General features: G+C 42.4%; 23 protein-coding genes and 1 tRNA gene. 1 reads left to right on the forward strand and 23 read right to left on the reverse strand.

What is annotated here, in order from left to right; translation table 11 throughout:
• Positions 1 to 707: 707 nt before the first annotated feature.
• The 19 genes from EPO18_RS01140 to rlmE all read right to left on the reverse strand — a co-directional run bounded on the left by EPO18_RS01140 (position 708) and on the right by rlmE (position 18,881).
• Positions 708 to 1,436, reverse strand: coding sequence for an oxygen-binding di-iron domain-containing protein (locus tag EPO18_RS01140; RefSeq protein ID WP_292429332.1), 729 nt, complete (start codon positions 1,434 to 1,436; stop codon positions 708 to 710).
• Between the two features lie 32 nt (positions 1,437 to 1,468).
• Positions 1,469 to 2,077, reverse strand: a complete 609-nt coding sequence (locus EPO18_RS01145) for a chemotaxis protein (protein WP_292429335.1) — start codon at positions 2,075 to 2,077, stop codon at positions 1,469 to 1,471.
• Positions 2,078 to 2,244: 167 nt separating this feature from the next.
• On the reverse strand, positions 2,245 to 3,363 hold the full coding sequence (locus tag EPO18_RS01150) for a protein-glutamate methylesterase/protein-glutamine glutaminase (protein WP_292429337.1): 1,119 nt from the start codon (positions 3,361 to 3,363) through the stop codon (positions 2,245 to 2,247).
• Between the two features lie 177 nt (positions 3,364 to 3,540).
• Positions 3,541 to 3,963: a response regulator gene (locus EPO18_RS01155; RefSeq protein WP_363331464.1), complete on the reverse strand. Its 423-nt coding sequence runs from the start codon at positions 3,961 to 3,963 to the stop codon at positions 3,541 to 3,543.
• 9 nt (positions 3,964 to 3,972) lie between these two features.
• Positions 3,973 to 4,611 (reverse strand): chemoreceptor glutamine deamidase CheD, encoded by a 639-nt coding sequence (cheD, locus tag EPO18_RS01160; protein WP_292429340.1) that lies wholly within the window; start codon positions 4,609 to 4,611, stop codon positions 3,973 to 3,975.
• Positions 4,612 to 4,616: 5 nt separating this feature from the next.
• Positions 4,617 to 5,456 (reverse strand): CheR family methyltransferase, encoded by an 840-nt coding sequence (locus EPO18_RS01165; RefSeq protein ID WP_292429342.1) that lies wholly within the window; start codon positions 5,454 to 5,456, stop codon positions 4,617 to 4,619.
• 28 nt (positions 5,457 to 5,484) lie between these two features.
• Positions 5,485 to 6,126 carry an STAS domain-containing protein gene (locus tag EPO18_RS01170; protein ID WP_292429344.1) on the reverse strand — a complete coding sequence of 214 codons (642 nt, stop codon included), beginning with the start codon at positions 6,124 to 6,126 and terminating at the stop codon, positions 5,485 to 5,487.
• The gene (locus EPO18_RS01175) at positions 6,113 to 6,880 is read right to left on the reverse strand and encodes a ParA family protein (RefSeq protein WP_292429346.1); all 768 of its coding nucleotides are present in this window, start codon (positions 6,878 to 6,880) and stop codon (positions 6,113 to 6,115) included. The genes EPO18_RS01170 and EPO18_RS01175 overlap by 14 nt, the downstream gene beginning before the upstream one ends.
• Positions 6,881 to 6,882: 2 nt before the next feature.
• Complete coding sequence (locus EPO18_RS01180; RefSeq protein ID WP_292429348.1) at positions 6,883 to 7,374, reverse strand: chemotaxis protein CheW; 492 nt, start codon at positions 7,372 to 7,374, stop codon at positions 6,883 to 6,885.
• Positions 7,375 to 7,419: 45 nt separating this feature from the next.
• Positions 7,420 to 9,774, reverse strand: a complete 2,355-nt coding sequence (locus tag EPO18_RS01185) for a methyl-accepting chemotaxis protein (RefSeq protein WP_292429351.1) — start codon at positions 9,772 to 9,774, stop codon at positions 7,420 to 7,422.
• A gap of 51 nt (positions 9,775 to 9,825) precedes the next feature.
• Complete coding sequence (locus tag EPO18_RS01190; protein ID WP_292429354.1) at positions 9,826 to 10,341, reverse strand: chemotaxis protein CheW; 516 nt, start codon at positions 10,339 to 10,341, stop codon at positions 9,826 to 9,828.
• 21 nt (positions 10,342 to 10,362) lie between these two features.
• Positions 10,363 to 12,474 carry a chemotaxis protein CheA gene (locus EPO18_RS01195; protein ID WP_292429358.1) on the reverse strand — a complete coding sequence of 704 codons (2,112 nt, stop codon included), beginning with the start codon at positions 12,472 to 12,474 and terminating at the stop codon, positions 10,363 to 10,365.
• Between the two features lie 191 nt (positions 12,475 to 12,665).
• The gene (locus tag EPO18_RS01200) at positions 12,666 to 13,028 is read right to left on the reverse strand and encodes a response regulator (RefSeq protein ID WP_006892323.1); all 363 of its coding nucleotides are present in this window, start codon (positions 13,026 to 13,028) and stop codon (positions 12,666 to 12,668) included.
• 291 nt (positions 13,029 to 13,319) lie between these two features.
• Positions 13,320 to 13,404: transfer RNA gene (locus tag EPO18_RS01205), tRNA-Leu, on the reverse strand.
• 87 nt (positions 13,405 to 13,491) lie between these two features.
• Positions 13,492 to 13,902 (reverse strand): preprotein translocase subunit SecG, encoded by a 411-nt coding sequence (gene secG, locus EPO18_RS01210; RefSeq protein ID WP_292429364.1) that lies wholly within the window; start codon positions 13,900 to 13,902, stop codon positions 13,492 to 13,494.
• Between the two features lie 18 nt (positions 13,903 to 13,920).
• Positions 13,921 to 14,667: a triose-phosphate isomerase gene (tpiA, locus tag EPO18_RS01215; protein ID WP_292429367.1), complete on the reverse strand. Its 747-nt coding sequence runs from the start codon at positions 14,665 to 14,667 to the stop codon at positions 13,921 to 13,923.
• A gap of 55 nt (positions 14,668 to 14,722) precedes the next feature.
• Positions 14,723 to 16,063 carry a phosphoglucosamine mutase gene (glmM, locus tag EPO18_RS01220; protein ID WP_292429370.1) on the reverse strand — a complete coding sequence of 447 codons (1,341 nt, stop codon included), beginning with the start codon at positions 16,061 to 16,063 and terminating at the stop codon, positions 14,723 to 14,725.
• Between the two features lie 105 nt (positions 16,064 to 16,168).
• Complete coding sequence (ftsH, locus tag EPO18_RS01225; RefSeq protein WP_292429372.1) at positions 16,169 to 18,091, reverse strand: ATP-dependent zinc metalloprotease FtsH; 1,923 nt, start codon at positions 18,089 to 18,091, stop codon at positions 16,169 to 16,171.
• A gap of 172 nt (positions 18,092 to 18,263) precedes the next feature.
• Positions 18,264 to 18,881: a 23S rRNA (uridine(2552)-2'-O)-methyltransferase RlmE gene (gene rlmE / locus EPO18_RS01230; protein WP_292429375.1), complete on the reverse strand. Its 618-nt coding sequence runs from the start codon at positions 18,879 to 18,881 to the stop codon at positions 18,264 to 18,266.
• A gap of 47 nt (positions 18,882 to 18,928) precedes the next feature.
• Here rlmE and yhbY point away from each other — a divergent pair, with 47 nt between their 5' ends.
• The gene (gene yhbY, locus EPO18_RS01235) at positions 18,929 to 19,195 is read left to right on the forward strand and encodes a ribosome assembly RNA-binding protein YhbY (RefSeq protein WP_292429378.1); all 267 of its coding nucleotides are present in this window, start codon (positions 18,929 to 18,931) and stop codon (positions 19,193 to 19,195) included.
• 54 nt (positions 19,196 to 19,249) lie between these two features.
• Here the strand turns inward: yhbY and greA are convergent, their stop codons facing one another.
• The 4 genes from greA to cfa form a co-directional block, all read right to left on the reverse strand.
• A complete protein-coding gene (gene greA / locus EPO18_RS01240) occupies positions 19,250 to 19,726 on the reverse strand; it encodes a transcription elongation factor GreA (RefSeq protein ID WP_292429380.1) in 477 nt (158 codons plus the stop codon).
• Between the two features lie 63 nt (positions 19,727 to 19,789).
• Positions 19,790 to 23,008: a carbamoyl-phosphate synthase large subunit gene (gene carB / locus EPO18_RS01245; RefSeq protein WP_292429383.1), complete on the reverse strand. Its 3,219-nt coding sequence runs from the start codon at positions 23,006 to 23,008 to the stop codon at positions 19,790 to 19,792.
• A gap of 21 nt (positions 23,009 to 23,029) precedes the next feature.
• Positions 23,030 to 24,160 carry a glutamine-hydrolyzing carbamoyl-phosphate synthase small subunit gene (carA, locus tag EPO18_RS01250; protein ID WP_292429385.1) on the reverse strand — a complete coding sequence of 377 codons (1,131 nt, stop codon included), beginning with the start codon at positions 24,158 to 24,160 and terminating at the stop codon, positions 23,030 to 23,032.
• A 236-nt stretch (positions 24,161 to 24,396) separates the two neighbouring features.
• Positions 24,397 to 25,536, reverse strand: a complete 1,140-nt coding sequence (cfa, locus tag EPO18_RS01255; protein WP_292429387.1) for a cyclopropane fatty acyl phospholipid synthase — start codon at positions 25,534 to 25,536, stop codon at positions 24,397 to 24,399.
• Between the last annotated feature and the right edge of the window lie 44 nt (positions 25,537 to 25,580).

Here is a 25,580-nt window from a genome sequence, read left to right on the forward strand (position 1 = left end):
CTTGGTAAGGGGGAGCCTAATCATCTATTGGGCTCCCTTTTTTTGAGTTTTTTGTAATTTCAAAACTCAAACTTAACAATCAAGCACCTGCAATCTTTTTCAAAATCCCTGTGGATAACTCTGTGTACAAGATATAAATAACTTGATTCAGGCTTGATAAAGCCAGTCTTTTCGTTAAATTTCAGCTTTTATACAAGACAATAATTTATTATAAATCAATGCATTATACCCACAAGATATGTTTATTTTACTGTCTTCAAGGCTTAAATCATCATCTATTGCAACAAAGTTAATCTGTGCATAAACAACGCCTGCTAAGCCTATGAACTGTTTAAGCTTTAATTGATCTTTGGCGTGATCGATATTTTGAAGTCATTTCCAAAATACTGACAAAAGATAGGGTATAAAAATTTATCGCTGAAGATATCCAACTTCAGCTCTATGGATAATTGCCTGACTAGCGCTACCAATAATAACCCGTTGCTGAAGTTTCTGATTTCAAGATTAACTTTTAAATAGCCGATCATCAAAAAAGGGCGTTACATTAAAACCGCCCTTGAAAACCTAAAAACCTTCGCTTGAATGAATAAAAATTAATTTATATCGCCACATTCAATACAAATTTGAAGCTGCAAGAAAGCAAATTGATGACCGTCGGATAAATATCGCCTCTTTTTCAAATGCACCGGGCTATGTTTTAGAATTGATTAAACAGCAATACCTACCTGTAAAGCATCAAACCAGTCTAAAAACCGTTTGACATCGTCACCTTTAAACATCCGACCATGCTGTGGAGCCAAAATATCAATATCGAGATTTCTTACTCGCTCAATCCAAACTCTTTTTGCCTGATTTGACGGCATCCATCGTTGATGCCAATAACGCATTTTTTCAACATGCGCGGCAAAATTATCAACAAAAACAGGAGAATCCGGTCCTTCAATAGCGGCACCGACATCTCCTGACATCAAGATTTTAGCTTGCGGATCATAAACATGAAAATTCCCTGATGAGTGTAAATAATGGGCAGGAATAAGTTGCAGCTCCACAGACTCTAACTTAATCGTTCCGCCATTATCCGGAATGGGTATGTATTCTATTGATTCGCAACTGTAATGCCGCAAGAAACCTTCCCAAACAGCCGGCGCATGGAGCTTGGCATTTGTTAAAGCTTGATCCCATAAACCCAATGATGAGATCACATCCGGATCCTGATGCGAAGCGAACAAATCCGTTATTTGATCCACAGGCGCATGATGTAATACAGCCGCCATCATCGGAGCAAACAATTCAGCACCGCCTGGATCCAACAACAGACAGCGATTAGGCGTGCGCACCACATATTGGTTAGTATCGATTATATTATTAGGTTTACCTTCATCCCTTCCGAACATAATCCATTGATGCGATCCTTCATATATCTTGGTCATTTTCATAAAAAACAATGCCTTCTGTAATTAGCAGCTATTCAGCTATTGCGATAAATGGATAATGCGATTCTGCAACGCTGCACATTATCATGAATGGTATGTGCGGCTTTATCCACACTTTCGGCAACTGCCTGCAGACTCTGCAAATACTCACCCGCTTGAGATGCTTCAATTCTTGAGTTTGCAGCAATAACTCGTGCGGCGCGCGCATGATGCATCACCGCCTCAAGTTGTCCTAACAGTTGCGAGACATCCCGTTTAAACTGCCTCTGGCAATCTTGCATTGAAAGCTTTGCATGATCCACAGGCCCCTGCATTGTTTTAGCAAAAACGGCATCTTCAGCCATTTTTGCTGCCAACTCAAATTTATTATAAGCGATCGTTTTTTGGAACTCATCGACAGTTAATCGATATAAGACTAAAGCATATATATTTATGTTAGTAACCAGCTCAATTGTTTCTTTAGCCAATTCATTAATAAAGTCAGTAATCGGTTGGAATCCTTTTGCTTTATCTCCAGCCCTGAATGCAATTGCCTTTGCATTGGCCGCAGCTAACGATATTTCCTTAGCTACCACCATGACCGCGCTTAACTCCGAGGTAATGGAAGCTACTGCAATAAATTGTGATTTAGTCTGATTAGTCATATTTGGTTACATAGCGTAAAGTAACATTTTTAAAATTCTGTATCTGACATATGCTTTTAGCTTATTATGGTAATTTCCAATGAAATATATTCACATAAGAAAAAACATCGCCACCTACATCCGAAAAAGCCTGATAAGATAATATCAAAGACCTCAGCAACATATTTTTAGTTAACCTTACCAACACTGCCAAGCTTAACCAAGCTTAAAACTTTATTCGAAACTTCTTCTAACGATACCACATAGTCGGTGCATCCCAACTTGAATGCCGCTCCCGGCATGCCCCAAACGACACTGGATTGCTCATCCTGAATAACAGTTTTGGCTCCCGCATCATGCATTTCTTTCATACCCATTGCTCCGTCAGCCCCCATGCCGGTCAATAGCACACCAATAGCATTAGCGCCTGCACATTGAGAGACTGAACGAAACAAGACATCAACTGCGGGTTTATGGCGATTGACAGGTAATCCATCACTTAAATGAATAATATATTTACCTCCCTCTCTGATCACCAGCATGTGCTTATCTCCAGGTGAAAGATAAATATTCCCCGGCTCAACCGTCTGACCATGTTTTGGGATACAAGCTGACATTTCCGTTGCAAGATCAATATGCCGGACAAATGATTGACTAAATGCAGCGGGTAAATGTTGCGTTATTAAAATAGGTGGGGTATCGGCCGGAAATCCTTTAACTACTGTTTTAATCGCTTCGGTTCCTCCCGTTGAGGCGCCTAAAGCAATTATCTTATTGGTGGGGCCAATATGTGTTTTAACAAGGGCCGCTTTTAAAATAACATCGACTGAATGTTTTTCTGAAATATCGGGAGTTGTCGTTACAGGACTTTTAGGTTTGATAACCCTATTCTGGATGCTTCCTACTTTTGCTTGAGCCGCTACCTTAACCTTGGAAATAATTTCATCAGCATACTCATTCAGAGTATTAACAACATCAACTTTAGGTTTGGCAATAAAATCTACCGCACCTAATGCCAAAGCATTTAAAGTAGCCTCTGCACCATGTTCAGTCAGCGTGGAGATCATTACAACCGGTGTTGGCCTTAATCGCATCAGGTTACTTAAAAAAGTTATCCCGTCCATATGCGGCATTTCAATATCCAGCGTTAATACGTCCGGATTTAATTGCTTAATCATTTCTCTAGCGATAAGAGGGTCTGCTGCCGCCCCCACCACTTCAATATCAGGTGATGAACTTAAAACTTCAGTCAGGATTTTCCTGATTAATGCTGAATCATCAATAACCAATACTCGTATCTTACCCATAAACCCACTCTAAAAGAAGCCCATCATCACCATCAACAGGTGTATTTTTAATGTTGATTGCTACCACTTTAAATTTAGTAGTCACATCGTTTTTAGAATTCCTGAAGCTTGTTCATCCTTATATTCACTCACTCTCCAAACAATCGGAGTCCTTATCAGAGGACCTGATTTTTGGCCTCAATGTCCAAGTCTTCTAATATTAGCTTGCGACGCTACTCTTACCTTAGCAATTATGTCTTCAGCATAGTCATTCAATGCATTTTCAACATCAACTGTAGGTTTAGCTATAAAATCAACTGCGCCTAACTCAAGAGCTGTTAATGTTACTTCGGCATTACTCTCTGTGAGCGCTGAAATCATTACAACGGGCATTGGCCTTAATCTCATCAAATTGCGCAAAAAAGTAATCCCATCCATACGCGGCATTTCAATATCCAATGTCAATACGTCAGGATTTAGTTCCTTAATCATCTCTCTGGCAATATAAGGATCTTCTGCTCCCCCCACCACCTCAATATCGGGTGACGAGCTTAAAATCTCAGTCAGCACTTTTCTGATTAACAATGAATCATCAACAATCAATACACGTATTTTATTCACTATATACTCTTAAAAAAGCTCAACATCACCTTCAACAGGTGCATTTTTAATATTATTAAAATACTGCCGTTCTCTTCTTATAATCGTATCGTTATGCAAATGCTCGATTTTTTTCATTCCGACTTTACCTGTCCTAGGAAAATAGATGATTTTCCTAGGATAAATGTCACCCAAGTCCTGAGATAATAAAGGCAAGCCTTCTGTGTCAATATAATCCAAGATAAAGTCAATATTTTTAAGGCCAACATCAGTCAAAGTCGGAATGATTCTACCGCCGCCAAACGCCTTAACTTCCAAGTTTTTTCTTTTGCCTCCATTCATTAAGATGGTATTAATTAAATGCTCCATGGCATAATTCCCGTAGCGGGTTGCATTGCCGACAACCGCTTCGTTACCTTGTTTCAGCTTATCCGCCGTAGTTTCCGGCAACATAAAGTGATTCATTCCCCCTAAGCCTGAAACCTTATCCCGAATACATGCCGATATACAAGAACCTAATACGGTTGTGATTAATTCATCTTCCTGAGTTACATAGTATTCTCCAGGTAAAATCTTTGCGGCAATTACACCACGCTCTTTATCCACATATCTATTAATATGTTCAAACCCATCTATCGAAGGTGAACCAATATCATTGCTAGCGCTCATTAGTATTATGTATTTTTCCTATAACTGGTACATGCAACCAACTCAAACTCATTTGAAAGCTGATTTAATGATTCCGAATGCCCGATAAATAACCATGATCTGCTAGACAACATTTGCGCATATCTTTGCGCCAACAATGTCTTGGTTTCACGGTCAAAGTAAATTAAAACATTGCGACAAAAAATAAAGTCAAAATGACATTTCATCGGCCAATCCTGCATCAAATTTAACTTTTTAAACTGAATAATTTGTTGCAATTGAGGTCTTACTTTTACTTGACCGGACTGCGATGATTTGCCACGCATAAACCATCGCTTAAGTGTATCTTCCGACAAATCGCTAACGCGATCTTCCGCATAAATTCCCTCAGATGCTGTTTGTAAGACATTGGTATCCAAATCAGTCGCTAAGATCTTAATATCCCAGTCAGCGGGTACATTTTCCAACAATGTGATCGCTATGGAATAAGGCTCTTCACCGGTAGAGCAACCGGCGGACCACACCTTGATTTGTCGTGAAGTTTTATTTCTAACTAATACTTCCGGAATAACGACATCGCGAACATAATCAAAATGATGCATTTCCCGAAAAAAAGCGGTCAGATTAGTTGTTATAGCATTGATAAACTGAGTAAACTCATGATCGGGATAATCTTTAAGATACTGACAATATTCCTTAAAGTCGGCTAATCCCAGTTTTCTAACCCGTTTAGATAATCTGGAATAAAACATATCGAATCTTTCATCAGGAACCTGAATACCCGAATGCTCATTAGACAATTTTCTTAAAAAATTAAAGTCATCAGCAGTGAATTTAAATTCCCGAACCTTCTCAACAATGGCCATCTTTGAACTATTTCCTGTCCGTCAAAAGTCACATGCCATTTACGTCGAGCACGTCCAACAAGCCCAGCAACTGGGCAGATTCAACAAACCGAGGAGATGGATAAATAATGGTTACTTTCTTTTGCAACTTAACTGCATCTTTTTTCAATGAAACAAGCAACTGTAAAGTAGCTGTATCTATTGACGCTACGTCGGATGCATTTATTTCGATTTGATCATTTATAGCCAAGGAATTCTTCAACTTTTCGTGCAATTGAACGACATTCTGAATACTCAGCGTAGCGTCTAAATCAATTTGTGACCCTGCCGTTTCCTCAAAATCCTCGGCAACAGCTTCTGTATCGTCTAAAGTGCCTGCTACCTTATCTCTTTCATCCAAGCCGTTTTCAATCATTTCACCTACCAAAGAACTATCGTTTTCTCTCTCAATTTCATCTATTACTAATCTATCTTCTTCAGTCATATTTAAAATTGCACTTTCTTCGGCATTTTCTATCAAGTCATCAGAATAATCATCGGCGATTCCAATTTCATTATCAGACATTGACTCTACCGGCTTATCGCTATCGCAATGTTTTTTATCGACTGTTTCTTCATTTTTATCGGCGTCGCTCTCCATCCAGGCTAGAGGATCGTATCCGATTAAATCATTTTCTTCACTTGTTGCCATACATCACCTTGTCATCAAGAAAATCATGGGCAAGACTACGAAAATCTCTTGCTGAACGACTTTTTGGGCTATATTCTAAAATTGTTTTACCAAAGCTGGGGCACTCCGCGAGCAATGCTGTTTCTCGAATGACTGTTGCTAATATTTGCTCAGGAAAATGCGTAAGAAGAACATTCAATACCTGACTCGATATTCTCCTATTTGGCGAATACCGTGACATTACTAAGAATATTTTATATTTCCTCTTTAAAGCCTTTTCAAATTTTTTAATCGTGCCCATTAGATGAGATAACCCTTGCAATGCTAAAAAATCACTAGCCATAGGAATTAAAATTTCATCGGCTGCAATCAATGCGTTCGCTACAAGCAAACCTGAAGACGGCGGACAATCGATAAAAATAAAATCCTGATCATTAAGGCTTTCATGCAAGGCATTTTTTAACAAAACGCCGCGAGGTGATTTATTGTCGGCTAGATGTTCAATCTCTTTAAGTTTTGGTCCGGCGGTAATTAAATGCAGATTTTCTCTGACAGGAATAAGCTGCTGACAAATTTTTTTCTCTTTCAGCATAGCTTCGTCAATACCGCCAATGCGCTGCTCAGTAATTCCGAAGGAAACGGTCAAATGACCTTGCGGATCAAGGTCGATAGCTGTCACTTTTGACCCTGTTTCTGCAATGGCATGACATAAGTTTGCTGTGGTAGTCGTTTTTCCAACGCCACCTTTCTGATTGACTATTGCAACAATTCTCACCGTTACACCAAACTTTCTATACCCTCAACCTCATCGGGATTGAGCAATTTATCGACGTCTAAGAGCATAATCATCTTTTTCTTATATACATGCATACCTCGCATGTAACGCGTATCGATTTTTGAACCGAAGTTTGGTGATTTTTTGATGTCTGCCAAGTTAATATCCAGTACATCAGAAACTGCATCAGCGACGATACCCATTACAAACTGGTTTGCACCATTTTCAACACAGAGCACAATGACTACCGTTTTGGGGGAATATTCACAGTGCTCCAGAGAAAACCTTTCCCGTAAGTCTATGATAGGCACAACTGATCCGCGTAAATTTAACACGCCTTTAACAAAAGCCGGTGTATTCGGTATGATACGAACAGCTTCCCAACCACGAATCTCTTGTACTTTCAAAATCTCGACCCCATACGCTTCGCCTGCGAGTTGAAAGGTGAGAAATTGCTCTACCCGACTATTATTTGACTGCACATCTGTTGTCATTGTTATAGTTTCCTGTCGGTTATATAGTTTGTAGCTTTAACAACATTAAAATTCTTCCCACTCGTCACTGCTATCGCTTTTAGAATTATTCGATGATAAAACAGGAGCTACAGTTTTTTTCGCAGTTGTTCTTACCGTTGCTACAGCTGGTGCAATAGGGGATTTATTTTGCACAGCAGGTTTCGTCGTTGCTTTACTCCCTTTTAAATTGACTCTAAAGAAACTAAGCAACTGGGTCATATTGGTAGATTGTTCACTCATCGCAATACTGCCTGCTGCGGCTTGTTCCGCCAAAGCCGCATTTTGCTGAGTAATATCGTCCATTTGAGAAACCGCTTGATTGACTTGCTCTATACCCGAGGATTGCTCCGAGCTGGCACTGGCAATATGCGCTACGATGTCGCCAACTTTTGCAACGCTTTCGACAATTTCAGTTAGTGCTGCACCTGTTTCATTAACGAATGCTGTTCCAGCACGAACTTTCTGCACACTATTCTGGATAAGCTCGTTACTTTGCTGTGCAGCGGTTGCACTCCGTTGAGCTAAATTACGCACTTCTGTTGCAACAACTGAGAATCCACGTCCCTGCTCTCCTGCTCTGGCCGCTTCTACAGAAGCGTTTAGTGCCAACAGATTAGTTTGGAATGCGATTTCATCAATTACGCCAATAATTTCGGCAATTTTATTGCTGCTTTCATTAATTTCCTGCATTGCAGCGATAGCTGATTTAACTATGCCGCCGCCTTTTTGAGCTAATTGACTTGCCGAAGTAACAACCTCAGTCGCTTGAACGGTATTCTGTGCATTATTTTTTACAGTACTGGCTAACTCTTCCATACTTGCAGCCGTTTCTTCCAGACTAGCCGCTTGTTGTTCAGCGCGATGCGACAGGTTGTTATTACCGCTAGCCATCTCTTGTGACGAACTGTCTATAAAATCAGCGGCATCCCTGATTTGGATTATAAATTCGCTAAGCTTTGCCAAAGTACTATTAATATTATTCTTGCATTCAGCGTAAACACCTTGATATTCATTAGTAATGGCCGTGGTTAAATCGCCTTCAGCCATATTTTCCATCACCCTGTTAACATCGCTAAACACGCTTTCAATGACATCCGTTAATTCATTAATGCCAGCAGACAGCGCTTTAGCAAACCCCTGTTTGTCGCTTAATTTTATGCGAGTACTCAAATCACCGTCTTTAACGCTATTTACCAGTTGATCAATTTCTTTCTCAATTAAAACTTCATGGGTTCTATCCTGCCATTCAGCAACATAACCAATACGTTCGCCTCCATCGCCATTAACAGGACTAGCAACAACATTCATATACCGTCCACCAATAATCAGTTCCGATCTGAATGATTCTTGTGATTTTTCCAACATGTCACGTTTAGCAGAAGGGTTCTTGTGATACAGATCAACATTGGAACCCATCAATTTATCGGCAGAAAAATCAGGTAACTGTTTGCGAATATCATTTTCTGCCGCCTTGAATATTTTCTGAACACTCTCATTCATGTAAATAACTTCAAGATTCTTATTGGCTACCATGACACCGTTTTGAACATTGTCCAACGCTTGGGTAATCCGTTTGGATTCTGCCGCACCTTGCTTGTAGTCGGCCAAGTCCACACCCAGTTTAACTTCCATGCAATACAAACCTCGCAAAAAGTCGCCCAGCTGATCTTCCCGCTTCAAGTTCACCTTATTTCCAAAGCTTCCACTGCTCAGCCGATAACAAATAGTGATTGCGGTTTCCAGTGTTTCGGTTATCACCCGAGTCATATTAATACTGAGTGCCGACGCTATCATAGCTAACAATGCAACTCCTGCTAACAGACCATATTCATGCGTCAAAAACAACCGATACATCAAGAAAAAGATAGGTATCAAGAAAGCAATCACTATAAAAGCATTTTTCTTAACTATTGCAATTTCACCAATCGATTTAAACATCGCAGCCAAACCGGTCGGCCTTAATTTAACTTCGCCGTCGCTAATTTTCTTGTATAACTGCTCAGTAGCGGGAATTACATCTCGCTTTGGAGGGTGTCGGACAGAAAGATATTCATAGACTTTTCCATCTTTAAATAACGGCATTGCATTTGCTTCAACCCAGTAATGGTCGCCGTTTTTACATCTGTTTTTCACCAGTCCTTGCCAGGGTCTAAGCTGCTTTAAGGTTTTCCATAAGTCTTCATAAGCCGCAGCAGGCATGTCGGGATGACGCACAATATTATGTTCCGCCCCCATCAATTCATCACGAGTGAAACCGCTGGTTTCAACAAATGCATCGTTGACGTAAGTTATACGTCCCATCAAATCGGTTCTTGAAACCAGGATTGTCCCTTTTTTCAAGATAACCTCATTATTCGTTAACGGCATATTAATCTTCACGCTACGCCACCTCTTAAGATCACACAAACCATGCTAAACACATGAAAATAATTAACTTTCATCCTGATCCAATGCCTCTAGTTTCAATAATTTGTCCACATCAAGCAGCATTACCATGCGTTCATTAACCGATACCAATCCGTTAATAAATTCGTTACTTACTTTAGCCCCAAAGTCTGGAGCATTTTGAATTTCAGTTTTATCTACATTAATTACATCGGAAACCGAGTCCACAACAACTCCCATTATACGTGTCTTGTTGCTATCGCCGGTCTGCAATACCACAACCACCGTTAACGGTGTGTATTCGGCTTTGCTCAAATTAAACCTTTCTCTCAAATCGAGAATCGGCACTATGGAACCACGTAAATTAACGACACCTTTCTCGTAACAGGGAACATTAGGTATTCTCGAAACAGGCTCCCAACTGCGTATTTCCTGTACTCGAAGAATATCAACCCCATATTCTTCTTTTCCTAAAGCAAAACTCAGGTATTGCACAGCATTATCCAGATTTTTACTATAGTGATATTGGTCAATATCTTTATTTTCAGCTTCTTGTGCCATATCTGTTTTTTTATATTTGTATTATCGAATTGAAAAACGCACCAAACCCGGAACATCAAGAATCAGCGCAACAGAACCATCTCCTAATATAGTTGCACCTGAAACACCTTCTACCCGTCGATAATTTGCTTCCAATGATTTAATAACAACTTGTTGTTGACCCAATAGCTCATCTACGAGCAAACAACACAGCTCACCCTGTCCTTCGACGACCACAAGAACGCCCTCTTTTGATTTTGTCGGATTGCCCGAATGAACATTAAAAATACTGCGCATTCTGATGACAGGTAAATATTCATTGCGTAGGCGGAAAGTTTCCCCTTTGCCTGCCACTTTATTCAGCATTCTTTCAGTGATGTTAATTGATTCTATAATAGAAACTAACGGCACAATGTAAGTTTCATCCCCTACCGCAACAGATTGGCCATCAAGGATCGCCAAGGTTAACGGCAAATGGATTGCAATAGTTGTTCCCTTACCCAGCTCAGAAATAATTTCTATGTTACCTCCCAAAGATTGAATGTTCCTTCTAACAACATCCATACCTACACCACGGCCGGAAATGTCGGTAAGCTGCTCAGCTGTAGAAAAACCCGGCATAAAGATTAGTTCAAATATCTGTTTTTCGGTAAGAAGGTTATTTTCTTCAATCAATCCTTTTTCTATGGCCTTTGATAACAGCTTATCTTTATCTAATCCACGACCATCATCAATAATTTCTATAACTATATGACCGCCGCGATGATATGCTTTTAATTCTATGGTTCCTGTTTCCGGCTTGCCTGCTGCAACTCTATCCGCTGGCATCTCTATACCATGGTCGAGACTATTTCTAATTAAATGAACCAACGGATCGTTGATCAGCTCAACGACGGCTTTATCAACTTCGGTATTTTCACCGACAAGTTTCAGTGCAATTTTTTTATCTAATTTACTACTGATATCATGGACTAATCGCGGAAAACGACTAAAAACAAAACTAATAGGCAGCATCCGAATATTCATGACGCTTTGTTGTAAATCCCGAGTATGCCGCTCTAACTGCGCGAGTCCTCTTTTAAGTTGGCCGACCTTATCCATGCTAAAGTTTTCACCGACTAAACCCAACATGGATTGTGTAATCACAACCTCGCCAACCATATTGATTAACGTATCGATTTTATCAGTATCTACCCGAATCGAACTGGCTTTTGCGGTAGTTTTTGAGGCGTCATTGTCAGAATCTTGAGGTTCAGCTTTTTTGGTTTCTGTAACCACTTTAGATTTAACCTCAACGGGTTTTGGAGAGAAATTATTTGATGTGGCTACTGCTACAGGTTCTGGATCCATTTTTTTTGTAACGGGGACTGGTTTTACGGCCTTAACAAGCGGCTGAATTTCCATTTCACAGTCGCCTTCAACCCAATTAAATATTTCCCTGATTTCACCATCGGAAATATCTCCCATCACTTTTAAATCCCAAGAAATATTGCATTCCTCTGGATCTAATTCATAGAAAGCCGGAACATCCTGAATATTAGCAACAGTTGTTAATTCACCCAGCTCATTTAATTCTCGAAATAATCTGACCGGATCATTACCGGTTTTAAGTAAATCCAAATAAGGGCAAAAAGCTATTTTCCAGCCCTGCTCTTCTAATTCAACTGATTTTTCTTCAACAACGTCAGAAACAACATTGACCGCGGCCACTACTTCACTTGTTAACTCCTGTTCAACTGGAGAAACTGCTTCTGCTGTTACCGAACCGCCATTAAGCACAACTTCCAACGCTGCTTTATGCTTTGCTACGCTTGCATTATTAACATCCTGTTCATTCTGTATCGCAGTCAGCATCTCTCTGAGACAGTCAACCGATCCAAGCAAAACGTCTACTGCGGGCTGAGTCACTTTCCTTCGTCCATCCCGCATTTCATCAAGCAGGGTTTCCATAATATGAGTATATTCAGCAACGACGGTGAAACCAAAGGTTCCACTACCTCCTTTTATCGAATGCGCCCCCCTGAAAATAGTATTGATTATTTCCGAATCAATATCCCCCATATCGAGAGTTAACAATCCTGACTCCATTGCCTCCAAGCCTTCGAAACACTCTTCAAAAAAGACCTGATGGAATTGTGACATATCAATAGACATAGACTTACCTGTATGCGCCTAAATTCATTTAAACTAGATTAACATTAACTCAAAAACCTTCTTTATTGATCCCTGTCCGGATAAACACCACATCATTCATCTGAACATTCATAAAGCCCACAAGAACTGGAACAATCAATAGGAGAGGACTTTCCTGCATGCGCAGCACACCTAGGCAAGATAGAATTCCACTAACCCAAAACTTTTAATAATGTTTTTAATAATTGATCAGGATTAAAAGGTTTAACCATCCACCCTGTTGCGCCAGCAGCTTTACCTTCTTGCTTTTTTTCGATCCCTGACTCAGTCGTCAGCATTAGCATGGGAATAAACTTATAGTCAGGGAGTGCTCGTAAATCTCTAATTAAAGTAATTCCGTCCTTGTTTGGCATATTGACATCCGTCACCACGCAATCAAATTTCCTAGCCTGCGCTTTTTCTAAAGCATCAACTCCATCCACCGCTTCTTCAACATCGTATCCAGCAGCTCTCAAAGTAAATGAAACCATTTTTCTCATTGAGGCCGAATCGTCAACTGCAAGAATACTTGCCATTGTTCTCTCCATTAATCTTTAATTTTCAAAGTAAACCCTGTGCGAATATTACAGCGTCCCTAGTTCAATTAAGTATAGTCTAATTATTTTGCTGTATCACACTTCTAATTTAGAAACTTAAAGGGATCTCTAATAATTCAAAGGTTCGACATATTGCTCTATGTAAGTCATCGATTTTACAAGAAAGCGAATTTTCAAAAAGCAATTTTTAGAAGCGCCTTTAATTTCTAAATTTTCACTGCAGCAAACAAAAAAACACCCTACTAGGGAGAACCCCTAGTAGGGTATATTTGGTGCCGATGGCCGGATTTGAACCGGCACAACTTTCGTTACCACCCCCTCAAGATGGCGTGTCTACCAATTTCACCACATCGGCTAAAACTTTATCGTAAAATACTGTTTATTGGACACTGTCTTTAATTATTTTCTACAGCGTATTTATCTGTGTGAAAAACAGCATTTATTACTTCTTTTCAGCTGGCTGGCCAGTTCCGGGGGTCGCAGGAACGGTAACAGGCAGCTCTTCAGATTTAGAGTCGGGTATTTGAGAGGCGCTACCTGCACCTTTTGCGCCACCTACATCAGGGATACCTTGCGTATCCTGATTAGCCTTAGGAGCGCTCATTAAATCGTAAGCTGCACCCTGCTTACTGTTTAACACTGCAAGACCCAAGCTGGTCATAAAAAACAAAGTCGCAAGAATTGCTGTAGATCGAGACAAAAATGATGCTGCACCTTGAGCACCAAAAACAGAACCTGAAGAACCCGTGCCAAAAGCCGCGCCCGCATCAGCTCCTTTGCCTTGCTGCATTAATACTAATCCAACAACCCCTAAACCCAACAACACATGAATAACGATAATTACCTGATACATAATAAAGTTTAAATTACTCTAAATTGAATGATAAATCTTTAAAAAGGATTCCGCATCCAACGAAGCCCCACCAATTAAACCGCCGTCAATATCCGGCATGGCAAACAAGCCTTTTGCATTATCAGGCTTGGCACTGCCGCCGTATAAAATTTGTATTTTATCGGCAATAACCTGATCTTTAGCAGCAATGTACTGTCTTATGTACCTATGAACTTCCTGAGCTTGCTCGTCAGTTGCTGTTTTTCCTGTCCCTATGGCCCAAACCGGCTCATAGGCGATGACTGCTGCACTAAAAGCAGCTATACCGGCCAAATTAATAACAGCATCAAGCTGAGTATCAATCACTGCAAAAGTCTGGTCTTGCTCGCGTTGCTCCAGAGTTTCACCTACACATAGAATGGGAATAATGTTTTGTTCTTGCGCTTGACAAAAACGGGCCGCTACCGATTCATCAGTATCACCGTAATAACTGCGTCTCTCAGAGTGCCCTACCAGAGCATACTTGCAATTGAATTCAGTTAGCATCGCCGCTGAAATTTCTCCGGTAAAAGCGCCTGAAGGTTTATCTGCAACGTTTTGTGCACCCACTGCCAATGCAGTATTTCTTACTAATTCACTTACTTTGGATAAATGCACATACGGGACACATACCGCGATATCCGCATTATTATCCCCTAACCCGGCAATGATGCCTTTTGTAAGCAACTCGGCACTGGCAAGAGTTCCATTCATCTTCCAATTTCCTACAACTAGAGACCGACGCATTACCACTCCTCATATAAAATCAAACTAACTATAATATATATTAATAGCCCCTAATTCAAGCTTCCATTGCTTTCTTAACATCGTCAGCTATTTGCTGCGCGTAATTCTTAACCAAATCTTCCTGTTGCCCTTCAACCATTACACGAATTAACGGCTCTGTTCCTGAAGCTCTGAGTAATACCCGCCCATTATCTCCTAACTTTTTCTCTACAGATTTCACCGACTTTTGTATAACTTCATCCTGATCCGGGTTAATTTTCTTGTTAGTTTTGACGTTTAGCAAAACTTGCGGATATTTTTGCATCCCGGATTTCAATTCATGCAAGTTTTTACCGCTATCTTGCATTTCCGCCATAATCTGCAAGGCGGCAATAATACCATCTCCCGTTGTTGTCCTATCAAGGCAGATAATATGACCCGAATTTTCACCACCTAAAATCCCTTTGTGTTCTGTCAACATTTCCATGACGTACCGATCTCCGACATTCGCCCTAAGCAAACTGAGCCCCAACTTCTTCAAACCATGCTCCATACCCAGGTTTGTCATTAAGGTACCGACAACAGGCCCGGACATCTGTCCTGCCGCCAATCTCGCTTTGGCAATAATATAAATAAGCTCGTCACCATCTACAATTTCACCTTTATGGTCAACCATGACCAATCGGTCGCCATCGCCATCCAAAGCGATGCCAAAATCCGCACGATATGCTAAAACCGTTGCAGCCAGCTTTTCCGGCTTGGTTGCTCCGCATTCGTCATTAATATTAAGTCCGTCCGGCTCCGCTCCTATCGTAACAACTTCCGCACCCACCTCGCTAAACACATGCGAAGCTATATGATAAGTTGCTCCATGAGCACAATCGATTATGATCCTCATACCGCTAAAATCAAGCCGAGTCGGCACGCTGGCTTTACAAAACTCAATATAGCGACCGGCAGCATCTACCAACCGTTTTGCCTTACCCAATTTTGACGACTCTACCGTAGTCATCGGCGAATCAATATACCGTTCAATTTTTTGTTCTATTTCATCCGGTAATTTCGTTCCCTGCACTGAGAAGAACTTAATCCCATTGTCATAATACGGATTATGTGAGGCACTAATAACAATACCGGCTTGCGCTCTTAGAGTTCGTGTTAAGTAAGCTATGCCCGGTGTTGGCATAGGGCCTAACAAGCGGGTATCGACCCCTGCAGCTGTCAATCCTGCTTCCAATGCAGACTCAAACATATATCCTGAAATACGTGTATCTTTACCAACCAGAACAAAACCATGCCCTTCGCTTGCAAACACCCGACCGGCAGCCCAGCCCAGCTTCAAGAAAAAATCCGGTGTTATTGGAGATTCACCCACCCTACCTCTGATGCCATCAGTTCCAAAATATTTTTTTGTCATGATTCCAAAACCTAAACAGGTAAAAAGACTAAACACAAACATCTAAACTACATACAAAAAAAGGAGAGGCGTTACGCCTCTCCTTTTATATCAGCTCAAAAGTTTTCAGCTTTGCTCAGCAGCCCCGCCAATTGACTTTTCATTTTTTATATTATTTTTGCTCTTAGCATCATTCGTTATGACTTCCCCATGAGAAGGCGGCTTGTCATCCCAGCCTTGAGGGGCTCTGACCGGCTTACGATTCATCAAATCATCGATTTGATGCTTGTCGATGGTTTCGTACTTAACCAGCGCATCCGCCATGGCATGCAGAATATCCATATTTTCTTTCAGGATCGTTTCAGCACGTTCATAATTTCGATCAATAAAAGAACGTATTTCTTCATCAATGGTATGGGAAGTTTCTTCGGCAACCGTTTTGTGTTGCGTCACCGAACGCCCCAGAAAGACTTCGCCCTCCTCTTCGCTGTATGACAATGGCCCCAAACGCTGAGAAAAGCCCCATTTAGTCACCATATTTCTAGCCAACTCAGTAGCCCGCTCAATATCGTTCGATGCACCGGTGCTCACCTGTTCCGAACCGAAAACCACTTCTTCGGCGATACGTCCGCCGTACAGACTGGAAATCATGCTGTCCAGCTTTTGCTTACTGGCGCTGTATTGGTCTCGCTCAGGTAAAAACATCGTAATACCCAGCGCACGGCCTCTAGGCATAATGCTAACCTTGTAAACAGGATCATGCTCAGGAACCAGCCTGCCAACAATCGCATGCCCTGCTTCATGATAAGCAGTCATTTTCTTTTCTTTCTCATTCATAACCATAGAGGTTCTTTCAACCCCCATGATCAATTTGTCCTTGGCTTTTTCCAAGTCCGCCATATTAACCACATGCTTATTCATTCTGGCAGCGAATAAAGCGGCTTCATTAATTAAATTAGCCAAATCTGCACCGGAAAAGCCTGGCGTACCTTGCGCTATGTACTTAACTTCAACATCGTCTGCGACCGGCACTTTTTTAACATGCACGGCAAGAATCTGTTCACGCCCCCTGACATCCGGTAGACCTACCGTTACCTGACGATCAAACCGGCCTGGACGCAATAAAGCTTTATCCAATACATCGGGACGATTTGTTGCCGCAATGACGATAATGCCTTCGTTGCCTTCAAAACCATCCATTTCAACCAATAATTGGTTTAGCGTTTGTTCGCGTTCGTCATTGCCACCACCCAAACCGGCACCACGCTGACGGCCAACTGCATCGATTTCATCAATAAAGATAATGCAAGGCGCATGTTTCTTAGCTTGCTCAAACATGTCACGTACACGGGAAGCACCCACGCCAACAAACATTTCAACAAAGTCCGAACCGGAAATGGTAAAGAACGGCACTTTAGCCTCACCGGCAATAGCTCTGGCCAGCAAGGTTTTGCCTGTTCCAGGAGGGCCGATCATTAATGCGCCGCGAGGAATTTTACCTCCCAATTTCTGATATTTCGCCGGATCTTTAAGGAAATCGACCATTTCGACGACTTCTTCCTTAGCTTCATCGCAGCCTGCTACGTCAGCAAAAGTCACTTTAATCTGGTCTTCTTCCAGCATGCGGGCTTTGCTTTTACCAAAATTCATCGCGCCGCGACCGCCACCGGCGCCGCCCTGCATTTGCCGCATGAAGAATACCCACACAGCAATAAGCAATAACATTGGTCCAAAAGAGACCAGTAGCGACATCAACATCGAAGGCTGTTCTGGCGGAACGGCCTTGATTTCAACGCCGTTTGCCAATAGATCATCTACTAGATGGGGATCCGATGGTGCATAAGTTTTAAATATCTGCCCCCCCTGCATCTTGCCTTTGATGATATTGTTTTCAATTATCACCTGCTGAACCTGGCCTGCTTTTACTGACTCGATAAATTGCGAATAAGACATCGACGAATCGGATCGGTCATTTTGCGGGCCAAAATTATTAAAGACGGACATCAATACAACTGCAATGACGACCCATAGGATTATATTTTTTATCATATCGTTCAATTTACACATCCCGGGCCCGATAGGCTCTCGATTTAAAGACTGAGTAATTATATCAGGAGTTAACTTTCCTGACTGTCGTTATTTACTTGAAATTCACCAGCATATGAAACACGACCTCATCATACCCGGACACCTCATTTCTTATTATTAGGGCACCAAAAGACTATTTAAAGCCTTTAGCTAAAATATAAACCTCATTACTTCGTGGCCTTGACGCTTTTGGTTTTCTTATAACTACTTTGGAAAAGTATTGCTGAACCTCTTTTTGAAAGTCCTCAAAACCAGCGCCGTGAAATAATTTAACCAGAAAAACACCGTCTTCTGCCAACACGGTCTTGGCCGTTTCCAAAGCCAACTCCCCCAAATATATAGCGCGCGGCTGATCTACGCCCTTACTGCCGCTCATGTTTGGCGCCATATCCGACATCACCAAATTGACCGGAGCACCGCCAAGCAAAGTATACAGCTGATCCAGAACGGCTTGCTCTCGAAAATCACCCTGTATAAAATCGACGCCTTCCAACGGATCCATCGCTAAAATATCCAAAGCAATAATCTTGTCTTTTTTACCGAGAAGCTGCCGTGCGAATTGCGACCATCCACCGGGAGCGGCCCCCAAATCGATAATATTCATTCCCGGTTTGATAAGCCGGTCCTTATCCTGAATTTCTTTCAACTTAAAAACCGCGCGCGACCGATAACCCTGAGCCTGCGCCATTTTGACGTATTCGTCATCAAAATGCTCCTGCATCCAACGACTGCTACTTTTACTTCGTCCCATAACTATATTTTAGTGTAAAATTAAAGCTTTTAATTTAGGAATAAAGAGTGAACTCTGCAGATAAGAAAAAACTCCGGGCCGAGGCGCACAGCTTAAAGCCCGTTATTATGATTGGTCAATCAGGATTTACAGCAGCCGTGCTGGCAGAGATTGAATCGGCTCTTGATAGCCACGAACTGATTAAAGTGCGAATACGCGCTGAAAGGGAAGACCGTAAGCAGATCAGCGAGAAAATCTGTGCTGACACAGGAGCAGAGCTCATTCAGAGTATTGGACAAATTGCAGTTATTTACAGATTAAACCCAGATAAATAGACTAGACCAAAGACAAAAGGCGAAAGGCACAAAACATCCCCTTTAGCCTTTAGCCTAAATATATTCAATCGAAATAATTTCATATTCAACATTGCCGCCCGGGGCCTTAACCGTCACAACATCTTCAACCTCTTTGCCGATCAGGGCTCTGGCAATCGGCGAACCGATTGAAATACGACCTTCCTTAATATTGGCCTCATCTTCGCCAACAATCTGGTACGTCACCTTTTTCTCGGATTCAATATCTTCTATTTCCACTGTCGCACCAAACACTACTTTTCCATTGGCATCCACCTTGGTAATATCAATAATTTGCGCGTTAGAGAGTTTAGCTTCAATTTCAGAAATACGCCCTTCGGTAAAGCTTTGTTGCTCTTTTGCAGCATGATATTCGGCATTTTCTTTCAAATCACCATGCGCCCTGGCCGTGGCAATCGATGCAATAACACGCGGGCGCACAACTGACTTTAATTCTTCCAATTCGGCGCGTAATTTTTCTGCACCTTTAATGGTGAGGGGTACTTTATTCATTTTTAAAACTCCATTAAATTCTTGCCTGCGAGCGCAAGTTCACCTGCACTCACAGTATTTTTATTAAGTCAGACTCTTATGTAGATCCTGCAAGCAATTCACATCACCTGCATCCAACTCACCCAACGCGTAACAAGCTGCTTTTGCGCCAGCCATTGTCGTGTAATACGTCACGCGGTGTTGCAGTGCTTCCCGGCGCATGGTAAAAGAATCCGAAATTGCTTTTGTGCCTTCCGTCGTATTAATGATTAATTGAACCTGGTCATTTTTAATCATATCCACCGTATTAGGGCGTCCTTCGTTAACCTTATAAACCACTTCGCAAGGAATACCGGCGTCTTTAAGAAACTTTGCGGTACCGCCGGTGGCGACAATCTCGTATTTTTTATCGACCAGCATTCTGGCAATGTCAGGTGCCTTGGCTTTATCCGCATCACGAATACTGATCAGCACTTTGCCGCTGTGATTCAAGTTGACACCGGCAGCGCGTTGAGATTTAGCAAAGGCCTCACCGAAAGTTTTACCTACTCCCATGACTTCACCGGTTGATTTCATTTCAGGCCCCAATAAAGGATCAACCCCTGGAAACTTAACAAACGGAAACACAGCTTCCTTAACCGAATAATAACCCGGAATGCGCTCTTTGGTAATGCCTTGTTGCGCCAAGGTTTGCCCAACCATGCAACGGGCTGCAATTTTAGCCAGTGCATAACCGGTTGCTTTGGATACAAAAGGCGCAGTACGCGAAGCTCTTGGATTAACCTCAAGCACGTAAATATCAGCACCCTGAATAGCAAACTGGGTATTCATCAAACCCACAACACCCAGAGCTTCGGCCATTTTAGTTACTTGTTCGCGCAATTTATTCTGAATGTCCGGCGCTAATTCATAGGGAGGCAGCGAGCACGCGGAGTCTCCAGAATGCACACCGGCCTGTTCGATATGCTCCATCAAACCGCCGATTAACACCTGTTGCCCATCATAAATGGCATCCACATCCATTTCGACAGCATCATCAAGGAAACGATCCAGTAATACTGGCGAATCATTGGAAACACTGACGGCTTCCTTCATATAACGCTGCAAACCCTCTTCGTTAAAGACGATTTCCATAGCCCGACCGCCTAACACATAGGAAGGACGAACGACTAAAGGATAACCCAGCTCTCTTGCCGCATTAATCGCCTGCTCGACAGAACGGGCCGTAGCATTGGGTGGCTGCTTTAAATTCAATCTTTCCAATAACTTTTGGAATCGCTCACGGTCTTCAGCCAAATCAATCGAATCCGGTGAAGTGCCGATAATCGGCACACCCGCTGCTTCCAATGCTCGCGCCAACTTCAACGGCGTCTGACCGCCATACTGCACAATCACACCTTTGGGCTGTTCAAGATGCACAATTTCCAACACATCTTCCAACGTTAACGACTCAAAATACAAACGATCCGAAGTATCGAAATCGGTAGAAACCGTTTCAGGATTGCAATTGATCATGATGGTCTCATAGCCATCTTCGCGCAATGCCAGAGCTGCATGTACACAGCAGTAATCGAACTCAATGCCTTGTCCGATACGGTTTGGCCCGCCGCCGAGAATAATGATTTTTTCTCTATCGGAAACCCGCGCTTCGCATTCTTGTTCGTAAGTCGAATACAGATAAGCAGTATCGGACGAAAACTCGGCAGCACAAGAATCTATACGTTTATAGACCGGACGAATATTCTGTTTATGCCGCACATTACGCACTTCGGACTCAGATGTATCCAGAAGTTTTGCCAGTCTGGAATCGGAAAAGCCTTTGCGCTTTAATCTATAAAGTTCACCTTCTTTCAGAGTAGACAAAGTCTTAGTCGATAATGTTTTTTCAGTCAAAATTAAATCTTCGACCTGCGCTAAAAACCATGGATCGATTTTACTGGCCTCATGCACTTCTTCCAGACTCATGCCGCTACGGAACGCATCACCGACATACAACAAACGATCAGGTCCCGGATGGCGCATTTCACGCTGCATTTTTTCCCGGGCATCTTCCCGATTCAAATCGATGATTTCATCAAGACCGCTGATACCGATTTCCAATCCACGCAAAGCTTTTTGCAACGACTCCTGAAAAGTACGGCCGATAGCCATAACCTCACCGACAGACTTCATCTGCGTGGTTAAGCGGTCATCGGCTTGCGGGAACTTTTCAAAAGTAAACCGCGGAACCTTGGTGACGACATAATCAATCGTCGGCTCAAAAGACGCCGGTGTTGCGCCGCCGGTAATCTCGTTTTTCAATTCATCCAGCGTATAACCTACCGCCAGCTTTGCCGCCACTTTGGCAATCGGGAAACCGGTTGCTTTCGAAGCCAACGCAGATGAGCGCGATACGCGCGGGTTCATCTCGATAACGATCAGCCTGCCGTCTTTCGGATTAATCGCGACCTGTACGTTAGAACCGCCGGTATCGACGCCAATCTCGCGTAATACCGCTAAAGAGACGTTACGCAATATTTGATATTCTTTATCGGTCAATGTTTGCGCCGGCGCCACGGTAATCGAATCGCCGGTATGCACGCCCATCGGGTCGAAGTTTTCAATCGAGCAGACAATGATGCAGTTGTCTTTGGAATCGCGCACCACTTCCATTTCATATTCTTTCCAACCCAGCACCGATTCTTCAATCAATAACTCGTTGGTTGGCGACAAATACAGGCCGCGCTCGCAAATCTCAACAAACTCTTCCTTGTTATAAGCGATACCGCCGCCGCTGCCGCCCATCGTAAACGAAGGGCGAATAACGGTCGGATAACCCACTTCCTGCTGCGCCGCCAGCGCTTCCTCCATAGAATGCGCGGTTTTTGATTTTGCTACTTCATAGCCGATTTTCCGCATCGCCTGATTGAACAATTCGCGGTCCTCGGCTTTGTTAATCGCCTCTTTGGTAGCGCCGATCATTTCAACGCCGTATTTTTCCAAAACGCCGTTAGCATCAAGATCCAGCGCGCAATTCAATGCAGTTTGCCCACCCATCGTCGGCAATATCGCATCGGGGCGTTCTTTTGCAATGATTTTTTCTACTGTCTGCCAATCGATAGGCTCGATATAAGTCGCATCGGCCATCTCCGGATCGGTCATAATCGTGGCCGGATTGGAATTAACCAGAATAACGCGATAGCCTTCTTCTTTTAAGGCCTTACAGGCTTGAGTTCCGGAATAATCAAACTCGCAGGCTTGACCAATAACAATGGGGCCCGCCCCCAGTAATAAAATCGATTTTATGTCGGTTCTTTTTGGCATGTTGTTGATTTGCTCTGCTGATTACTTGTTTACTTGTTCCATCATCTCGATGAAATCATCGAATAAAGACTCCACATCATGAGGTCCCGGACTTGCTTCGGGATGACCTTGGAAACTTATAGCGGAACAATCCGTCCGCTTGATACCCTGCAAGCTGCCGTCAAATAATGAACGATAAGTCGCTACTAAATTATCAGGCAGACTATCTTCATTAACCGCAAAGCCGTGATTTTGACTGCTGATCATGACCCGGCCCGTGGCTATTTCCTGAACCGGATGATTCGCGCCATGATGGCCGAATTTCATTTTCTCGGTTTTCGCGCCGCTGGCTAAAGCCAATAACTGATGTCCCAGACAAATTCCGAATACCGGAATTTTCTTTTCCAGTATGGTTTTAATCGCCTCAATAGCATAAGTACAAGGCTCAGGATCGCCGGGGCCATTAGACAGGAAAACCCCATCGGGACTCATTGCCAATACTGTTTCAGCAGGCGTTATCGCTGGAACAACGGTAACACGGCAACCGCGATTAGCTAATAATCTAAGAATGTTGCGCTTAACACCAAAATCATAAGCCACAACATGTTTAGTCAAATGTTCAACTTGCGTATGTCCGTTTTGCAAATGCCAGATATTTTCAGTCCATTCATAAGGCCGGGTAACAGAGACTTCCTTCGCAAGATCCATCCCTTTCAAGCCAGGAAAGCCTTCAATGGCTTTTTTCGCAACCTCAATATCGACCGACTCTCCCGCCATAATACAACCGCGTTGCGCACCTTTATCGCGCAAAAGCCGGGTTAATTTCCGGGTATCAACATCGGCAATGGCGACGACATTATTATCAACCAGATATTGCTGCAAGGTTTTTTTGCTGCGCCAGTTACTGGCCAGCAATGGCAAATCCCGAATAACCAGACCACTGGCGAAGACATCGGTAGACTCATCATCTTCGTCGGTTGTCCCGACATTGCCGATATGGGGATAAGTTAATGTCACAATTTGCCGGGCGTAAGAAGGATCGCTGAGAATTTCCTGATACCCGGTCATAGCCGTATTAAAAACAACCTCGCCTACGGAACATCCATCTGCACCTATGGCTACACCGTTAAAAACCGTTCCATCTTCCAATAGCAATAAAGCAGACCTAGCCAAACACGTCACCTCAAATGTGCAAAACGGGATGAACCCTTGAGGACTCATCCCGTTGTAAAAAAACAAAACTGGGGTAATTTTACGAGATTATGCGGTTTGGGTCATTAACAATTTTTTAAACTCGAACCATCTGATATGGCGTAATATCTGGAAAAGAACAATGTCCGTATCATTCAGCCTATATCATGCCAACAAAGAACATCGTTTTAGTAACTCTCTGACAGCGAATCCAGCTTTCAGCGAACCGAAACATATCCTCCTTGTACACCGTTTTTAGATAAAACAATCTGCCACAGCTGATTACCGCGCGCACGAAACGCACCGGCACACGATAATAAATAGTATTTCCACATCCGGAAGAATCGGTCGTCATAGTTATCCGCTAAAGATTCCCAATTTTTAGACACATTTTCGAACCAGCACATTAATGTTTTGTCGTAATCGGCACCAAAACTATGCCAGTCTTCCACCACAAACTTTCCTTCAATAGCTTTTGAAATCTGCTTGATAGAAGGAAGCACTCCTCCCGGAAATATGTACTTGTCTATCCATGGATCAACCGTTATGACTGATTTATTCCCTCCAATCGTATGCAACAGGAACAAACCATCATCCTTAAGACATCTTCGCACAACCTGCATATACTGCCTGTAATTCTTATAGCCGACATGCTCAAACATGCCGATTGAAACAATATGATCAAATGTCTCATTAAGCTCCCGATAATCGGCAAAACGTATTTCTATCGGCAAATCGGCGCATAATGACTTGCATAAAGCGAGCTGTTCATTGGACAGGGTCACTCCCACGCAGGAAACCTCATATTTCTCAACTGCGTATTTCATAAAACTACCCCAGCCACAGCCAATATCAAGAACTCGCTGGCCGGGTTGTAGATTCAACTTTCTGCATATCAACTCAAACTTATGCTCTTGCGCTTCATCAAGCGACTTTGCATTTTTCCAATAACCGCAGCTATAGGTCAATCGAGTATCAAGCATTGCATGATACAACTCATTGCCGATGTCATAGTGGTGTTTGATTATATGGGAAGTACGATTTTTGCTTTGTCGGTTTGAAAAATATGCCCAAAGCCCATTCTTTAGCGCATGGGGATGAAGCATCACCCGGCTTTTGATTTGTGCGGAACAGAGTTTATTAAATAACTCATCAAGCTGGACTGAATCCCACCAGCCATCCATGAACGCTTCACCCAAGCCAAGTGATCCTTGAGTAAGAATCCTTTCATACAGGTCCGAATTATAAACATCTATATCCCACGGATTATCTCCATTGAAAACGACATTTGAACCCTCTAATAATCTCTCAAGTTTTGTTCTAAATCTATTTTGTGTATTATCAATTATCTTATTCATTGTTGTTATCCAGTGACTTCCTAAGCACCGGTGTAGAACCACGC

Origin of the sequence: Methylobacter sp., from assembly GCF_004322395.1 — a bacterium.
In the GTDB taxonomy this organism is placed as follows: Bacteria; Pseudomonadota; Gammaproteobacteria; order Methylococcales; family Methylomonadaceae; genus Methylobacter_A.

What these genes read in the sequence shown, in the direction of transcription:
- EPO18_RS01180 (WP_292429348.1), bottom strand. Translation starts at nt 7,374, where the DNA reads ATGACAACAGATGTGCAGTCAAATAATAGTCGGGTAGAGCAATTTCTC.
- EPO18_RS01190 (WP_292429354.1), bottom strand. Translation starts at nt 10,341, where the DNA reads ATGGCACAAGAAGCTGAAAATAAAGATATTGACCAATATCACTATAGT.
- EPO18_RS01165 (WP_292429342.1), bottom strand. Translation starts at nt 5,456, where the DNA reads ATGGCCATTGTTGAGAAGGTTCGGGAATTTAAATTCACTGCTGATGAC.
- rlmE (WP_292429375.1), bottom strand. Translation starts at nt 18,881, where the DNA reads ATGGGACGAAGTAAAAGTAGCAGTCGTTGGATGCAGGAGCATTTTGAT.
- greA (WP_292429380.1), bottom strand. Translation starts at nt 19,726, where the DNA reads ATGAATAAAGTACCCCTCACCATTAAAGGTGCAGAAAAATTACGCGCC.
- EPO18_RS01140 (WP_292429332.1), bottom strand. Translation starts at nt 1,436, where the DNA reads ATGAAAATGACCAAGATATATGAAGGATCGCATCAATGGATTATGTTC.
- cheD (WP_292429340.1), bottom strand. Translation starts at nt 4,611, where the DNA reads ATGAGCGCTAGCAATGATATTGGTTCACCTTCGATAGATGGGTTTGAA.
- EPO18_RS01150 (WP_292429337.1), bottom strand. Translation starts at nt 3,363, where the DNA reads ATGGGTAAGATACGAGTATTGGTTATTGATGATTCAGCATTAATCAGG.
- EPO18_RS01145 (WP_292429335.1), bottom strand. Translation starts at nt 2,077, where the DNA reads ATGACTAATCAGACTAAATCACAATTTATTGCAGTAGCTTCCATTACC.
- ftsH (WP_292429372.1), bottom strand. Translation starts at nt 18,091, where the DNA reads ATGATAAAAAATATAATCCTATGGGTCGTCATTGCAGTTGTATTGATG.
- secG (WP_292429364.1), bottom strand. Translation starts at nt 13,902, where the DNA reads ATGTATCAGGTAATTATCGTTATTCATGTGTTGTTGGGTTTAGGGGTT.
- cfa (WP_292429387.1), bottom strand. Translation starts at nt 25,536, where the DNA reads ATGAATAAGATAATTGATAATACACAAAATAGATTTAGAACAAAACTT.
- glmM (WP_292429370.1), bottom strand. Translation starts at nt 16,063, where the DNA reads ATGACAAAAAAATATTTTGGAACTGATGGCATCAGAGGTAGGGTGGGT.
- EPO18_RS01200 (WP_006892323.1), bottom strand. Translation starts at nt 13,028, where the DNA reads ATGGCAAGTATTCTTGCAGTTGACGATTCGGCCTCAATGAGAAAAATG.
- EPO18_RS01170 (WP_292429344.1), bottom strand. Translation starts at nt 6,126, where the DNA reads ATGGCAACAAGTGAAGAAAATGATTTAATCGGATACGATCCTCTAGCC.
- carB (WP_292429383.1), bottom strand. Translation starts at nt 23,008, where the DNA reads ATGCCAAAAAGAACCGACATAAAATCGATTTTATTACTGGGGGCGGGC.
- tpiA (WP_292429367.1), bottom strand. Translation starts at nt 14,667, where the DNA reads ATGCGTCGGTCTCTAGTTGTAGGAAATTGGAAGATGAATGGAACTCTT.
- EPO18_RS01195 (WP_292429358.1), bottom strand. Translation starts at nt 12,474, where the DNA reads ATGTCTATTGATATGTCACAATTCCATCAGGTCTTTTTTGAAGAGTGT.